This is a genomic window from Sphingobacterium spiritivorum (genome assembly GCF_016724845.1).
Taxonomy (GTDB): Bacteria; Bacteroidota; Bacteroidia; order Sphingobacteriales; family Sphingobacteriaceae; genus Sphingobacterium; species Sphingobacterium spiritivorum_A.
Window position 1 is genome coordinate 4,405,603 of the sequence record NZ_CP068082.1, and the last position, 15,832, is coordinate 4,421,434.

18 protein-coding genes are annotated in these 15,832 nt (G+C 38.6%); 10 read left to right on the top strand and 8 right to left on the bottom strand.

What is annotated here, in order from left to right:
- Position 1: 1 nt before the first annotated feature.
- From blaSPI to I6J03_RS18685, 3 genes are all read right to left on the bottom strand, one after another.
- On the bottom strand, positions 2–721 hold the full coding sequence (gene blaSPI, locus I6J03_RS18675; RefSeq protein WP_201693890.1) for an SPI family subclass B1 metallo-beta-lactamase: 720 nt from the start codon (positions 719–721) through the stop codon (positions 2–4).
- 72 nt (positions 722–793) lie between these two features.
- The gene (locus I6J03_RS18680; protein WP_039989698.1) at positions 794–1,669 is read right to left on the bottom strand and encodes a carbon-nitrogen hydrolase; all 876 of its coding nucleotides are present in this window, start codon (positions 1,667–1,669) and stop codon (positions 794–796) included.
- Positions 1,670–1,869: 200 nt separating this feature from the next.
- On the bottom strand, positions 1,870–3,213 hold the full coding sequence (locus I6J03_RS18685; protein WP_003002945.1) for a Gfo/Idh/MocA family protein: 1,344 nt from the start codon (positions 3,211–3,213) through the stop codon (positions 1,870–1,872).
- Between the two features lie 259 nt (positions 3,214–3,472).
- Between I6J03_RS18685 and I6J03_RS18690 the strand changes: the two genes are divergently transcribed.
- Together I6J03_RS18690 and I6J03_RS18695 are read left to right on the top strand one after the other, a co-directional pair.
- Entirely contained in the window at positions 3,473–4,594 is a 1,122-nt protein-coding gene (locus tag I6J03_RS18690; RefSeq protein ID WP_003002943.1) for a phosphotransferase enzyme family protein, read from the top strand.
- A gap of 68 nt (positions 4,595–4,662) precedes the next feature.
- Positions 4,663–5,313, top strand: a complete 651-nt coding sequence (locus I6J03_RS18695) for a carbohydrate-binding family 9-like protein (protein ID WP_003002942.1) — start codon at positions 4,663–4,665, stop codon at positions 5,311–5,313.
- Positions 5,314–5,330: 17 nt separating this feature from the next.
- Here I6J03_RS18695 and I6J03_RS18700 read toward each other — a convergent pair whose 3' ends face one another.
- Positions 5,331–5,669 carry a DUF2853 family protein gene (locus I6J03_RS18700; RefSeq protein WP_002995698.1) on the bottom strand — a complete coding sequence of 113 codons (339 nt, stop codon included), beginning with the start codon at positions 5,667–5,669 and terminating at the stop codon, positions 5,331–5,333.
- 226 nt (positions 5,670–5,895) lie between these two features.
- On the opposite strand from I6J03_RS18700, the gene I6J03_RS18705 reads away from it, so the two are divergent.
- The 6 genes from I6J03_RS18705 to I6J03_RS18730 all read left to right on the top strand — a co-directional run bounded on the left by I6J03_RS18705 (position 5,896) and on the right by I6J03_RS18730 (position 10,851).
- Entirely contained in the window at positions 5,896–6,144 is a 249-nt protein-coding gene (locus tag I6J03_RS18705; RefSeq protein WP_002995694.1) for a type B 50S ribosomal protein L31, read from the top strand.
- An 80-nt stretch (positions 6,145–6,224) separates the two neighbouring features.
- Positions 6,225–7,433, top strand: coding sequence for a putative sugar nucleotidyl transferase (locus I6J03_RS18710; RefSeq protein ID WP_003002941.1), 1,209 nt, complete (start codon positions 6,225–6,227; stop codon positions 7,431–7,433).
- Positions 7,434–7,449: 16 nt separating this feature from the next.
- Positions 7,450–8,217, top strand: coding sequence for a triose-phosphate isomerase (gene tpiA, locus I6J03_RS18715; RefSeq protein ID WP_003002940.1), 768 nt, complete (start codon positions 7,450–7,452; stop codon positions 8,215–8,217).
- Positions 8,218–8,223: 6 nt separating this feature from the next.
- On the top strand, positions 8,224–9,063 hold the full coding sequence (prmA, locus tag I6J03_RS18720; protein WP_003002939.1) for a 50S ribosomal protein L11 methyltransferase: 840 nt from the start codon (positions 8,224–8,226) through the stop codon (positions 9,061–9,063).
- Positions 9,064–9,069: 6 nt separating this feature from the next.
- Positions 9,070–10,440: a UDP-N-acetylmuramate--L-alanine ligase gene (locus I6J03_RS18725; RefSeq protein ID WP_003002938.1), complete on the top strand. Its 1,371-nt coding sequence runs from the start codon at positions 9,070–9,072 to the stop codon at positions 10,438–10,440.
- Positions 10,441–10,518: 78 nt separating this feature from the next.
- Entirely contained in the window at positions 10,519–10,851 is a 333-nt protein-coding gene (locus tag I6J03_RS18730) for a helix-turn-helix domain-containing protein (protein WP_003002937.1), read from the top strand.
- Between the two features lie 123 nt (positions 10,852–10,974).
- On the opposite strand, the gene I6J03_RS18735 is transcribed toward I6J03_RS18730, so the two are convergent.
- The 4 genes from I6J03_RS18735 to I6J03_RS18750 form a co-directional block, all read right to left on the bottom strand.
- Positions 10,975–11,118 carry a hypothetical protein gene (locus I6J03_RS18735; protein WP_198137101.1) on the bottom strand — a complete coding sequence of 48 codons (144 nt, stop codon included), beginning with the start codon at positions 11,116–11,118 and terminating at the stop codon, positions 10,975–10,977.
- 196 nt (positions 11,119–11,314) lie between these two features.
- Positions 11,315–11,875, bottom strand: coding sequence for an SMC-Scp complex subunit ScpB (gene scpB / locus I6J03_RS18740; RefSeq protein WP_003002936.1), 561 nt, complete (start codon positions 11,873–11,875; stop codon positions 11,315–11,317).
- Positions 11,876–11,892: 17 nt separating this feature from the next.
- Positions 11,893–13,017: a CofH family radical SAM protein gene (locus I6J03_RS18745; RefSeq protein WP_003002935.1), complete on the bottom strand. Its 1,125-nt coding sequence runs from the start codon at positions 13,015–13,017 to the stop codon at positions 11,893–11,895.
- 88 nt (positions 13,018–13,105) lie between these two features.
- Positions 13,106–14,347 (bottom strand): MFS transporter, encoded by a 1,242-nt coding sequence (locus I6J03_RS18750; RefSeq protein WP_232279597.1) that lies wholly within the window; start codon positions 14,345–14,347, stop codon positions 13,106–13,108.
- A 101-nt stretch (positions 14,348–14,448) separates the two neighbouring features.
- On the opposite strand from I6J03_RS18750, the gene I6J03_RS18755 reads away from it, so the two are divergent.
- Together I6J03_RS18755 and I6J03_RS18760 are read left to right on the top strand one after the other, a co-directional pair.
- Positions 14,449–15,444 (top strand): helix-turn-helix transcriptional regulator, encoded by a 996-nt coding sequence (locus tag I6J03_RS18755; RefSeq protein ID WP_003002933.1) that lies wholly within the window; start codon positions 14,449–14,451, stop codon positions 15,442–15,444.
- Positions 15,416–15,829 (top strand): DUF6157 family protein, encoded by a 414-nt coding sequence (locus I6J03_RS18760; protein ID WP_003002932.1) that lies wholly within the window; start codon positions 15,416–15,418, stop codon positions 15,827–15,829. The genes I6J03_RS18755 and I6J03_RS18760 overlap by 29 nt, the downstream gene beginning before the upstream one ends.
- The last annotated feature ends 3 nt before the right edge of the window (positions 15,830–15,832 follow it).

The window sequence follows — 15,832 nt, forward strand, 5'->3', positions numbered from 1 at the left end:
TCTATTGTGTTAATAATTTAAGCGTATTTTCGAGATGACCCTGTTGTTTCCATCCATCATGTCCGGGTATGACCCAATTGATCTTTTTAAAGGTCTGTTGAATTTTACTGATAGTTTTCGGCCATTCTTTGACATTTGCTTCTCCGACATAACCTAAGTTTTTGGCTTCACTGCTTTTTATCAGACATCCGCCGTCTAATATTTTTTCTTTCGGAAACCATATGACCACATTATCTGCGGTATGTCCCTCTCCAAAATACTTGATTACGAATTGCTTTCCTCCTATATGGATAGTCTTGTCCAGCTCAATAAGATGTGTCGCTTCGGGCTTGTGATCGGCCTTCAGAATTGCATTTGTAGCTGCAGTAGCATACGTCGGAATTCCTTTTTTATTAAAAAAACCAAATCCTCCTGCTCTGTCTTCATGTGAATGTGTTGCATACACTGCAATAACTTCCTGATGATGCCTGTTACGTATAGAATCCAGTAAAGGTTGATACTGATCCGGATCCCAGGGTGTATCAAAGAGTATTACACCATCTTTAGAAAGCATATACAGAGCGTTGGCAGATGTTTTTACGCCACTGTACGCTACATATGTGGTATATATATAGAAGTCTTTCGTCAACTTTTCTATCTTAAGGCCCGGCTCCTGACTAAATCCGGAATGAGCCATTGTAAGCAGAAATAGAATCAGAAATATGGATTTGTTGAACCTCATTGTACTGTGTGATTTAATAAATATAGATTCTACAGACTTCTGATTCAGAACAGAAGCCTGTAAAATATAATGTTAGTCTTCGTCAATGAAGCGCTTTGTGATCGGTTGATAGGAGTCGATTCGTCTGTCACGCAGGAATGGCCAGTGTTTACGGAAGTAGTCCGACTGATTGAGATCCAGTTCGACAACTTCTACTTCTTCCTGATCATGAGATGCCAGATAAAGCAATTTACCCTGTGCGTTGGCGACAAAGCTGCCTCCCCAGAATTTCATAGCACCATCCTGCTCAAAACCGACCCTGTTGACACTAACAACAGGCACTCCATTCGCTACCGCATGTGAGCGCTGGATAGTTTGCCAGGCATTGTATTGATCCGTATTTGTTTCTTCATCCTGATCTGTCGCCCATCCGATAGCTGTAGGGTAGAATAAGATCTCTGCACCCATTAATGCGGTAATACGGGAAGCTTCAGGATACCATTGATCCCAACAGATAAGAATACCGATTTTTCCAAATTTGGTTGAAAAAACTTTATATCCCAGATCTCCGGGAGTAAAGTAGAATTTTTCGTAAAATGCAGGATCATCAGGGATATGCATTTTGCGGTATTTACCTAAATAACTTCCGTCAGCATCCAGGATGGCTGTTGTATTGTGGTAAAGCCCTTGTGTACGCTTTTCAAAGAGGGATGCAATGATAACTACACCCAATTCTTTAGCCACAACAGCTAATGCATCTGTAGATGGTCCAGGAATAGATTCAGCTAAATCAAAATTATCATAATCTTCTACATCACAGAAATAAAGGGATGTGAAAAGTTCTTGTAAACAAACGATTTGTGCGCCTTTAGCTGCAGCTTCTCTTACTTTAACAATAGCTTTGTCCAGGTTTGCCTGTTTGTCTTTTTCACAGGACATCTGTACAATTCCTACTTTAACTTTGCTCATTTCTAATTTATCAAAATTGTTAAACATACAAAGATAGCAATATCGATCGAAATATAGGTGTTTGAAATTTTAATTAACTTGTTTACAGTGTCTTAACTTTATTTTGTTTATATTCTCTTTTAACGTCCAAAGCGGATTAAACAAGAAAGGGTTCCTGAAGTTCAGGAACCCTTTCTTGTTTAAAATAAGGAGATAACGGTTTAGAAGCCGCTATCATCCAACATAAAGGTATTCTTTTTGGTTTTCCATTTTCCACTGGTGAAATCCGGAAATTCCAGTGTCTTGTTTCCTGCTTTGATAGATTCCGTTGATAATGGGAATACTGCACTCATCGTTACAGAATCGTACACATCAATTGGAGTCTGGCGTTTTTGTTTTACAGCCTGTATAAATCCGTTAAATACAAACCAGTCCATACCTCCGTGACCGGATCCGTTTGCTACTTCTTCGTATTTTTTCCAGATCGGATGGTCGTATTTTTTTACCCAGTCTGCTGCAGGATCCCATGCATGAGGCTTAGATTGTCCTTCAATATGGATACCATTCGCGACATCCATCCAGATTCCTTTTGTACCCTGTACACGGAATCCTATAGAATAAGGTCTTGGTAAGTGTGTATCATGTGTCAACAACATTGTTTCTCCATTTGCACACTGTAACATCGTCTGTGTGATGTCCCCATTTTTATAATTCAATTTAGCATTTGGATGACCCGGAGACATTTTCTCTACATAGGCAGCCAGGCCTCTTGCTTTACTGGAATAAGAAGTAATATGTGTAAATCTGTTTCCGGCGTTGATATCAGCAAAATGCATGATCGGACCTAATCCGTGAGTAGGGTACAGGTCACCGTCTTGTTCTACATTATATTTGGTTCTCCACTGCGCTTCTGAAATAGCCTTAGGACCAAACTCAACTCCTTTGCCGTAATAGCTTTTACCATCATTGAATAGCACCTCTCTTAAATCGTGCTGATAACCACCTTCCAGGTGCAGGATCTCTCCGAAAAGACCTTGACGGTGCATATTTAATACCGCTAATACATCACGACGGTAAGCCACATTTTCCAATGTCATATAAGGCTTTCCTGTCTGCTCAGATGCTTTTACAACATCCCAATGATCTTTTACCGTCAGACCGGCTATTACTTCACAACCCACATACAAGCCCGCTTTCATGGCATCAATAGCCTGATTTTTGTGGAATTCCCATGGAGTTGCGATAATAACGGCATCCAGCTTTTCGTTATCCAGCATTTTTTTGTAAGCATCAACACTTCCGGTATACTCTTTAGGAAGTTTAGCACCTTTTTTGTCAAACTGCTTACGGCATTGTGTCAATGACTCTTCTTGTGTATCACATATAGCGACAATCTCTACATCATCTCTATTCAAAGCAATCGCTACATGGTTACGTCCTCTCAGACCTACACCAATAAAAGCTATTCTTACTTTACCATCCTGAGCAAATAAATCTGTGCTTGACATGATCCCTAAACCAGCTGAGGCAGCAGCTGTAGTTCTAATAAAATTTCTTCTATCCATAACTGTTTGTTAACCGATTAAAGTTTGATATCTTAATTTAATCGAATTTATAATGTGTCAAGGGCGTATTTAAAAAGGTTTATAACCACTTCACTCAACAAATATATATATTGATTTCTAAAAACTTTTGTGCAATCGTTTGTTCAATTTCTTAAATTTTATGCAAACGATTGAGTTTAAATTTTTTTATTATTTAGATAATTTATATTGATATTAGCCAAACTAATCAATAATAAACTGCTCATTTTTAAAAAACATTATGTCAGATTTGAATTCTGTTAACATAGATAGAAACTTATATATAGCCAATCAATTCGCAATAGACGGAGAAGTATTAGATGTAGCGCCATTTGGCTCAGGGCATATAAATGATACCTTTAAAGTAGTGACTACATCTACTACGAAGTATTTGTTGCAGCGCATAAATCATCATATTTTTCAGGATGTAGACGGGTTGATGGAGAATATCCGTCTGGTGATAGAAAGGTTAAAAGAAGATTATAAAAGTAAAGGATTAGAGAAGACTGAAATTGATAAAAGAGTACTTACGCTGATCGCTACACGAAATGGTCTGGCTTATTATAATGATGAGGATGGGGATTACTGGCGTATGTTTATCCTGTTGGATCATACTAAGAGCTATGATGTGGTCGAAACAACAGTGCAGGCTTATGAAGGCGGGAAAGCATTCGGTCATTTTCAAAAGCAGCTTTCTGATCTGGATGCCAACAAGTTGGTGGAAATACTCCCCAATTTCCATAATGTAGAATTCAGACTTTCCAACCTTAGAAATGCCATTTCTACGGATCAGGTTTCCAGAGTAGGAGAAGTACAGGACTTATTAGATTATATCTTTTCACTGGAAGACAGAATGAAAACCATTCTGGAGTGGGGAAAAGCCAATAAATTACCCTTACGCATCACACATAATGATACAAAATTCAATAACGTGTTGCTAGATCAGGATGATCAGGCACAATGTGTTATTGATCTGGATACCGTAATGCCAGGCTTTGTGGCATATGATTTTGGTGATGCCATCCGTACAATTATCAATTCGGGAGCTGAAGATGAAGAAGATCTGAGCCGGGTAACTCTTAATATTCCGCTATTTGAAGCCTATGCCAACGGATACATGAGTGAAGCAAAGGTCTTTTTAACGGATTACGAAAAGAATTCCTTATTACCGGGCGTGTTTTTATTGCCTTATATGCAGGCTGTTCGTTTCCTTACTGACTATCTCGAAGGCGATCATTATTATAAAATTCATTATACAGATCATAACCTTGTGCGCACCAAATCTCAACTCAAACTGGTTAAAGAGCTGGAATTGCATGAGGATAAGTTAAAAGAAATATTAACAAGTGCTGTTAATGCCTGAAAAAAAAATAGTAAATTAGAACCCTAAGCATAACAACTACTGTTATGCTTTTTTAATTTTATGATCCAATGAAAAATCTTACAGTAAAATATGTAGAGCAAAAGCAGAATAATAAGTATTCAGGTCTGCTGGAAATATTTAAAGGTGCCACTTTTCATGCCATTGCTGAGGCTGCCTGGAAGGATGAATATCCTGATCATCCCGAAGTACAGTTTCAGATCGTCTATACTTCTGAAGCTATATTTATTCATTATATGGTCAGGGAAGATTATATCAAAGCCCAGTATATTCGTCCGAACGAGGCCGTTTGGGAAGACAGTTGTGTAGAGTTTTTTATCTCCTTTGATCAAAAGGTACATTATTATAATATAGAAATGAATCCGCTGGGTACTGGACTCGTGGGGTATGGTACATCAGATAAAAATAGCCGAAGCAGACTGACAGCAGAACAGATTCAGCAGATTAATACCTACACAGAAGTAAGCAGTATAAGAGGACAGAAATTATGGAACACTATTCTGGAAATTCCATTTGCTTTGTTTGCATCTGCAGAAACCTTAGTTTCAGCTGAATCGTTAAGAGGACAATCAGTACATGCTAATTTTTATAAATGTGGAGATGGTCTCCCAGCCCCACATTTTGTTTCCTGGAACCGCATTGATTTTCCAACTCCTAATTTCCATTTGCCGGAATTTTTTGGAGAGATTAGTTTTGAATAAATACGGACTGAAGCAGCTTATTTGTAAAGAGATTCTTTCTTGAATTTTTTAGCAAGAAGAGCATAGACATGAACTCTGTACTTGTTTTTGTTAGATTTTCCGAGTTTTTCGATGACTTCCGAAATGGCTGCATCTAATTCCGGACTGTCTTTCAAGCCTAGCTTTTTGATCAGAAAATTGTTCTTAAGTCTTGCTAATTCTTCTTTGTCAGATGCAGCTACTGTTTCTGCATCTGCTTTGTAGATGGAAGGACCAAGGCCTTTTGCCACAGCATGAATAAGCGATTCGTCCAGTCCGAGATTTAATTTTTTTGCTTCTGCAACATATGCAGCTACTTTTTCATCTAATTTACTCATAACGATTAAAAATTTAGTTGTGATAATACCGATATTTAATTTGCCATAGCAAACTGAATATCAAACATTAGAGAAGAGATAAATGTTTTAAGAAATTTATTTTTGCCTTCAGAGGAGGAGATAAGTTCAAAATCTTTGATATTTGATACGAAAATTGTTGCATTTGAAAAATACTATAATTATCTTTGCACCTCAATTGTTGAATATACGTAATCATAGATAAAAAATGAAAAAAGATTTGCATCCATCAAACTACAGATTAGTTGTTTTTAAAGACATGTCAAATGACTACGCTTTTATAACTAAATCTTGTGTAGATACAAAAGAAACAATCCAATGGGAAGACGGAAATGAGTATCCTTTGATTAAGTTAGAGATTTCTCACACTTCACACCCATTCTATACAGGTAAAATGAAATTGGTTGATACAGCAGGACGTATTGACAAATTCCGTAGCCGTTACAACAAAAAGTAATTGCTGCTTTTGCTTAAAAAAGTATTATTATAATCCCGGTAATCTTTATCGGGATTTTTTTGTGTACTTTTATATTTTCTATGGCTGTTGATATTATTCTGTTTGATAGAGCTTCCTGGAGAGATCACCTCTTGCCTCTGGTATATACCAGGCCGGTAGGGGACCTGCATATAGGGATATTATCATTAGCCGAGAAGTGGGGTAAGATTTTCAACTGCAAGAGCAGTTATTATACAGAGCCGTATCTTGCTGCACGATTTCCGACGTTGATTACCACCGCAGAAGTTATTGTTCTGAAAGCAAATATCTGTCCCTCAGATCCTCTTATAACTGCCATAGATCAGTTGAGAGAAGGAGAAATCCTATATGATAAAGAAGAATGGCTTGCATTTCGTATCAGGTCTGCAGATATTGACAATATATTGACCAATGCGTATTTCAATAGTCTGCGTCCGGTAAACTTCCTTTACGATATATCTTATATCCGGTATCCGGAAGATATATTCAGATATAATAGTGCACAACTTCAATTTGATTATGCATTGTTGACGCGGGGCAGAAGCTCGGAATCTTTATCAGGCACAAATCAACTGATAGGAGACCGAATCTTTATAGAAGACGGGGTATTCGCAGAGTGCTGCTCTTTCAACACAACTGAAGGACCTATTTATCTGGCTAAAGGTGTTGAAATCAGTGAAGGCAGTCATTTGAGAGGGAATGTAGCTATAGGACAGCAGGCGCGCGTCAAGATGGGCACCAGGATATATGGAAATGTATCGATAGGTGCCAACAGTACAGCAGGAGGAGAGCTCGGCACTCTGGTAATGGGGACATATTCGGCCAAAGGTCATGACGGATATCTGGGATGTGCTGTTATAGGGAATGGATGTAACCTAGGAGCCGGTACCAGCAATTCCAATCTGAAGAATAACTGGAAACCTGTCAGCATATATGACTATGCGCTGAATAACAGCCGTAATACTGGCCTGAGAAAGTGCGGACTGATTATGGGAGACTATGCCATGAGTGGAATTAATACGTCCTTCAATACAGGTACAGTAGTAGGCGTGGGAGTTCAATATGCAAGACCAGGATATTCTGCTAAATTTATACCTGATTTTAGCTGGTGCACAGATCAGCATACGGAGGAATACCGTTGGGATAAATTTGAAGAAATGCTCCGGGATATGAAAGTGATGAAAGCACAGCCTTATCATGATGATGAGACAGAGCTGCTGAGACATGTATATAAGTTGACACAACATAATAGATTAAAATATCAATTCTAAATAAAAATAAATTAACATGCGTAAAAAAATCGTAGCAGGAAATTGGAAAATGAATCTGGACTACCAAAGTGGAGTAAGTTTATTTTCTGAGATTGTAAATATGGTTAAAGATGAAGTAATCGGACAGCAGGAAGTAGTGGTATGCAGCCCTGCGATCCACCTTTACAGTCTGGGGCAACTGGCTCATACAGCTGTAAATGTGTCTGTCGGAGCTCAAAATATTCATCAGGCTGAATCTGGCGCATATACCGGAGAGATATCTGCTGCTCAGGTGAAATCTGTAGGTGCAGAATACGTTATTCTCGGACATTCTGAAAGAAGAGCTTATTTTGGCGAAACGGATGAATTACTAGCGGAGAAAGTTAATATTGCTTTGAAGCACGGTTTGAAACCTATCTTCTGTATCGGTGAAACGAAAGAAGAGCGTGAATCGGGTAAATTTTTTGATATCATCAAAACGCAGTTAGAAAAAGGGCTGTTTCATTTGTCAGCAGAGCAATTCGGACAGGTTGTATTGGCTTACGAGCCGGTATGGGCGATCGGAACCGGATTGACAGCTTCTCCTGAACAGGCACAGGAGGTACATGCTTTTATCCGTGAGACTCTGGCTAATCAGTATGATCAGCAGCTTGCAGATGACACTACGATCCTTTACGGAGGAAGTTGTAACCCTTCAAATGCCCCGGATTTATTCAGTCAGAAAGATATTGATGGCGGATTGATCGGCGGAGCTTCTTTAAAATCAAGAGATTTTACGGATATAGTTAAAGTATTCAATTCGTAATAGAAGATGAAGTACAGCGAAGTAATCTTCACCTGTAATTCCGCAGAGGAATGGCAACAGGATCTTCTTATTGCTGAACTGGCTGAAATAGGCTTCGATACGTTCGAAGACACTGAATCGGGATTTGCAGGATATATTCCTTCTGCAAATCTCGATCTCCAGCAACTGGAGACTGTTCTGCTTCACGCACCTGAAGGATTAGAGGTTGACTATGTCATAAATGATCTGGAAGAACAAAACTGGAATAAGCTCTGGGAAAGCAATTTCAATCCTATAGTCGTAGATGACCAATGCTATGTGCGGGCGACATTTCACGAACATAAAGAGCAGTATCCGTATGAGATCATTATAGATCCTAAAATGTCCTTCGGAACAGGTCATCATCAGACCACTTCCATGATGCTCTCTTTTATTCTGGAGAATGATTTTGAGGGAAAGGAAGTTCTGGATATGGGATGTGGAACCGGAATTTTGGCTATACTGGCTTCATTTCGCGGAGCCAAACATGTATTTGCTGTTGATTATGATCCTATCTGTATAAATAGTGTCGAAGAGAATAAAATATTGAATCAAGTCAGCAATATTGAATCTCAGGTCGGTTCTTATGAAGTACTGGAAGGCCGCTTATTTGATACTATAGTAGCTAATATCAATAGAAATATACTGTTGGAGCAATTTGAGCAGTATGCAGCTTCTTTAAAAGATAAAGGAGAATTGTATATTAGCGGCTTTTATGATGGTGAGGATCTGGCTATTTTGTCTGACAAGGCTAAACAACTGGGGTTCTCATTTGTTATGAAGAAAGTGCTGGATGGTTGGTGTTCAGCAAAATTCACTAAAGCATAAGTCATAATGCGTATTCATTTTATTGCAATAGGCGGAAGTATCATGCATAATCTGGCTATTTCATTAGCCAATCAGGGGCATCAGATCACGGGTTCCGACGATCAGATAGTAGAACCTTCCAGAACACGGCTTTTGGAAGCACATCTGTTGCCGGAAGAGATCGGTTGGTTTCCGGAGAAGATTACTTCGGATATTGATGCTGTGATATTGGGAATGCACGCTGAGGCTGATAATCCCGAGTTGCTCAAAGCACAGGAACTGGATCTTAAGATCTATTCTTTCCCTGAGTTTGTTTACGAACAGAGTAAACAAAAGACGCGTGTAGTGATTGCGGGATCATATGGTAAAACGACCATTACCAGTATGATTATGCATGTATTGAAAACTTTGGGGCGTTCTTTTGATTACCTTGTAGGTGCTCAACTGGAAGGTTTTGACCGTTTGGTGAATCTGACTACAGATAATCCTGTCATTATTATAGAAGGTGACGAATATTATGCGTCCACATTAGATCACAGATCTAAATTTCATCTTTATCATCCGAATATTGCTTTGATAAGCAATGTGGAATGGGATAACTTTAAATCTGTTATTTCTCAGGAAGACTATTATGATCAGTTTCGCATCTTTATCGATACCATCGTGTTGAAGGGTACTTTAGTGTACAACAAGGAAGATAAGGTGCTGCAATCTCTGGTAGGAGAGACAATGGTCTGTAAAATCAACAGGCATGGATATAAGTCTCCGGAGTATACGATCAATAAGGGTATTACATATCTTCATTATGGCGACGAGCAAATTCCTCTTCAGGTCTTTGGTAAACATAATTTATCCAATATCGCAGGAGCCTATACCGTTTGTGAGTGGCTTGGCGTAAAGAAACAGGAATTTTTTGAGGCTATTAAAAGTTTCAAAAGTTCCATCCGTTATCTGGAGTTCGTAGCAAGTCAGGATGGAAGTGTCGTCTATCAGGATTTTGCACACACTCCGGCTAAATTAAGATGGAGTATTCATGCTGTGAAAGAACAATTTCCTCAGAAAGAACTGGTTGCAGTTATTGAACTGAGTGCTTACGATAGTTTGAATAAAGAGTTTTTAGCCAACTACAGAGGTGCAATGGACGAAGCTGATATTCCGGTAGTGTTTATCAATAAAGATTCCTTTAAAGAGAAAAATAAAAATATTGATCATTTAGAGCAAGATATTCGGGAGTACTTTGGAAATAGTTCGATACAAGTTGTTTTGGATTTGTCGAATTTAAGCTACTTTTTGGAAGATTTTAAATCGAAGGGATATAATCTTTTATTTATGAGTTCTAGCAATTACAGCGGGGTTAATATGGTTAGTTTTGCTGATAAATTTTTTAAAAATGATTAATTTGTGTATTTTTTTATCAAATGTTAATATTTTTTAACTAACTTTGGTTATACTATATAATAACATCACAACACACCCATGAATGCATTAGGAAAAAAAATCAGATTACTTAGACACCAAAAAGGTTGGAGTCAAGAAGATGTAGCAAAAAGATTGGATATCTCAATTCCTGCTTTTTCTAAAATTGAAACTGGTATTACAGATGTAAATCTGTCAAGGTTGAATCAAATCTCTAAACTTTTTAGTTTAAGTGTAGTTCAGCTTTTGTCTACCTCAGATTCAGAAGAAGATAAGCAATATGCGAATGAGTTAGCCGATATGAGTAAAAAACTACAAGTAAGAGAAACTGAGGTCATAGAACTGCAAAAGAAAGTGATTGATCTTTATGAGCAATTACACAAAAAACTGTAAGCTTCTCTCACACTGAAAAAAAGAAGGTCGATATTTTTATCGACCTTTTTCTTTTTCTTCTCGAAGCTATCCGATTCTTCGGGGAAATTTGATGTTTAAATAGGTAAAGTGTAATCTATTTAATTAGAAATCTTCATCCTCATCAAAATCATCAAACTCGCCAATTGAATCGATTTCATCAAGATTAAAATCTTCATCAAAGTCGTCATCTGAATCATCCTCAGGTCCGTTGAACGAAAGAATCACATCATCTTCTAGAACTTCCATTGCTGTCTCTTGCATCATAGTCATGTCCCTTTTTTGCTTTGTTTATTGTTGTTTTTACACAGTAAAATTAGCTAACAAATTCATAACTAAAAACTTTTTTTTAAAATAATTTTAAAATTAATTTACTGAAAAAGAAGCTGTTGTGAATTGTGCGAAGAGCTTTGTTTGATTCAAAAGATTACAATTGGAGAAAGTGCTATTCAGCAATTTCTCCAATTGTGTTTTCTTCGTTGACGATGTCTTTCAGTTGGGGGAGATCCTTTGTACTGTTGATGCCAAAATGATTCATAAATTGCGTGCTTGTACCATAAAGCAGCGGTTTTCCGATCGTTTCAGATTTTCCCGTAATCTGAATGAGATTTTTTTCCAGCAGACGTTGAATTGAGTAATCGCAATTGACGCCTCTGATCTGTTCAACTTCTAATTTTGTGATAGGTTGACGGTAAGCGATAATCGCTAATGTTTCCAGAGCCGACTGACTTAATTTTTTCTTCTCTTTATGAGACTGTAACTGATTGACTGATTCATGATAAACCGGTTTGGTCAGAAACTGGTAAGCGTTATTAATAAGTTTTAATTCCAGAATATAATCTTCTTGTTCATATTTTATTTTGATACGATCAACAAGATCAGTTAGTTCATCTTTGGATATACTGATTGCTAAAGCATCTTCCACCACTTGTTTTAACTCATTGACTGTTATGCCTTCTTCAGAAGCAAAAATAATAGCTTCTATATGGAGTAATACGTCCTTCACTCTACTTATTTATTTTTTTAATAATTGATTACCTGTTCTTCCATATGTTCAGGTAAATCTCTGAACTGGTAGGTCTGTGTTCTCAATTGAGGTTCAAAACCTGCCTCGCGAATAGCGTCCTGAATAGACTTTGATGTAAAGCGGTGAGGAGCCCCTGCTGCAGACACTACATTTTCTTCAATCATGATGGATCCAAAATCGTTTGCTCCTGCATGAAGACATAATTCTGCCGTGCGCTTGCCTACAGTCAGCCATGAAGCCTGTATATTTTTTATATTAGGCAACATGATTCGGCTAAGTGCGATCATACGGATGTATTCTTCTCCTGTAACGTCGTTTGTGATTCCTCTCAAACGTTTCAGAAGTGTACCGTCATCCTGAAAAGGCCAGGGAATAAAGGCGATAAAGCCGTATGCATCCTGTGGTTTTTCAGACTGAACTTCACGTATCCATACCAAATGCTCAAAACGCTCTTCTATGGTTTCAATATGTCCAAACATCATAGTTGCAGATGTTGGCAGATTGAGCTGATGAGCTGCCCTCATGACATCCAGCCATTCCTTACCTCCGCACTTACCTTTAGAGATCAGTCTTCTGACACGGTCATTTAGTATTTCTGCACCGGCGCCCGGCAGAGAATCCAGTCCGGATTCTTTGAGGTGTCGGAGTACATCAATATGAGTCATCCCTTCCAGTTTGGCGATATGTGCAATTTCAGGAGGCCCTAAAGAATGAAGTTTCAGGGTCGGGTATAATTCTTTTAATTTTTTAAATATGTCTGCATAGAATTCCAGTCCTAAGTCGGGATGATGACCACCCTGTAATAACAGCTGATCTCCTCCGTATTTGAAGGTTTCCTCTATTTTTTGCTTATAGGTTTCTATATCAGTGATGTAGCTTTCGTCATGCCCCGGTCGTCTGAAAAAATTACAAAATTTGCAATTAGCAATACAGACGTTGGTCGTATTGACATTACGGTCTATCTGCCAGGTCACTTTTCCATGCGGAACCTGTACTTTGCGGCATTCATTAGCTACGTAAGTCAGATCTGCAGTGGCAGCATGGTGATATAAATAGATGCCTTCTTCCTTGGACAGGAATTCAAAATTTAAGGCACGCTCTAATAAACTGTTAATATTCATGTCTTACAAAGATACGTACCTTTTACTTAAAATAGGGCGTATGTGTTAAGTTTTATAAACGGAAAAAATGTGTAGAAAATCCCGCTGATCAGACTATAATCTCGCTTTTTTCAACTGCATCTTTTTTCTTTAATACATATGTTTTCAGGAATACAAATGTCAGTAAAGCGCCTATGCTCGCCATTCCTGCACCGACAAGAGAGGGATAATTATAAGCCAATCCCATTGTAATAGGAATGGCCCCGAAAAATGCGCCGAAAGTATTTCCTATATTGAAAGCTGCCTGCCCGGCTGCAGCTGCAAATGTCTCCGCTCCTTTAGCATTATTGATAAGCATCATTTGCAGACATGGCCCTATTGTAAAAGATATCATACCTGTAATAAAGGCCATGACATATGCCAGCCAGTCTATATGGGATACAAAGAACAGAATAACGAGACAGACAGCCATTGCTGCAAAACTAGCCATGGAGGCTTTGGTGGGCAAAATGCTGTCTGCTAATTTTCCTCCCAGCAGATTTCCGAAAAACATACCTAAGCCTACCAGTACCATAATGTAAGGAACTCTGTCCGGATCTAGGTCGGAAACCTTTGTAACTAAAGGTGCAATATAGCTGATCCAGGCAAATAAACCACCCGTACCAATGGATATTATCGCAATGATAAGCCAGGAATACCATTTTTTGAAATAAGAGATCTGGCTGAGTATATTACTGTCTTTATTCGCTTTAAGTCTCGGCAGCCAAATGCTCAGGGTCAGGAATGTCAGTAAACCAAGACTACTGATAATAGCATACGTTATTCGCCATGAAAAATGATGACCGATATATGTTCCAATAGGCACTCCGGCCAGATTGGCAATGGTCATTCCTGTAAACATGACGGATATAGCCTGTGCTTCTTTACCTTTCTTTGCCAGATTAGCCGCTACTACCGATCCTACACCAAAAAATGCACCGTGAGGTAATCCCGAGACAAAGCGGGTAAGCAACAACGTGTTATAGTCCGGAGAGATCGCAAACAGTCCATTGAAAATAAAGAACAATAACATTAAAAATAATAGTACACTCTTTGGAGAATATTTAGAGCTGAAAGCAACTAGCGTAGGAGCACCTACCACTACACCTAAGGCATAGAAAGCAATAAGATTGGCAGCTACAGGAATTTCTATTTTCAGATCTTTAGCAATATCCGGCAGAATGCCCATCATGGTGAATTCTGTCATCCCGATTGCCAGACCACCGAATGCTAAAGCTATAAGTCCTTTGTTCATTTTATAACGTAATAATGTGCGGGCAAAGGTACACTCCTTCGGGGTGTTTTTTGTCATAAATTTATTGAAATACTGTTTAAACATTAAATGGCATTTCTATACAGGAAGAAAAAATAGGTTGTTCATTATATCTAAAAAGCCTTAACTTTAGACGTTGTATGAATGATGATTCGCCTAAAAAATTTGACCGTACGGTCGCTATTCTGATCCAGTTGCAATCTAAAAGAGTTGTAAGGGCACAGGAACTTGCTGACCGCTTCAATGTGAGTTTACGTACAATATATCGTGATATCAGGACATTGGAGGCTTCCGGAGTGCCTATCTTTGGAGAAGCAGGAACGGGATATTCCCTGATGGAAGGTTACCGTCTACCGCCGATTATGTTTACCCGTGAGGAAGCGACAAGTTTTGTGGCTGCAGAAAAGCTTATGCAGCAATATGTAGATCAGGGTATACAGGAGCATTTTTCGTCCGCTATAATCAAAATAAAAGCTGTACTCAAATCGATGGAAAAAGACCTGCTTTCGAGTCTGGAATCTCAGGTACTGATACAATCCAATAGCAAAAATCTGAATAAATTAGTTCCTAATGCATTGTCTGTACTTTTTGAAAGTATATCACGAAAGAAAAAAGTCCGGATGCATTACCAGACTATTGAAAGCGAACATCCGGAAACAAGAGTTATAGAGCCGGTGGGCATATTCCACGAGAATAAATTCTGGTATATGATAGCATATTGTTATCTACGTAAGGCATACAGACAGTTCAGAACGGACCGTATACAGCGATTGGATGTACTGGAAGATGCCTTTGACATGGAACACCCTTCTATAAGTGAGTTTTTACATAAAAGACAGGATGTAGAGAAAAGAAAAGTAGTCATCTCACTGGATGCAAAGATCGCTAAATATTTAGTGTGGCAGCGGGATGCGTACGGGTTCGTATCTGAAGAAAAACTAGGGGGTGGAAAGGTAAGACTGACTTTTATGACGGCTTATATGTGTGAAGATTTTGCCCGTTGGTTTATGATGTTTGCAGATGTGGCCGAGATTGAAGAGCCTTCGGAATTAAAAGTGAGGGTACATGAACTCACCTCAAAAGCTATGGAAAACCTGATGCAACTCAATGAAAACATACACAACGAATTACTTTAATACTTTTATCGAGGTAGCAGAAGACAGCACTGCCATAACCGGAACAATTCCTCCGCAGAGGGGAAATAAACCAACTATTGCGCAACAGCAACTGGATCTTATTCTGGCTCATCCTTATGCATACACTTCGGATGATGTGCTTTTCTGGTTATATGCAGATAAGAATGGCTTTGAGAGGGAAGACCCGTCTGTGAGATCAGACTTTTTCAGCAAAGGACAGGCTTGTATGCGTACATCCCCATTGACCAAACTGTATGGTTGGGGTATCCATTTTGATGAATCGGGAAGAATGGCGTTACATGGAAAAGAAACAGCTGCTTACAAGAAGTTATCGGAAGATCCTGCCTTGCAGCATACACGTGCTATGCGGAGTAAAAGAGCATAGGTT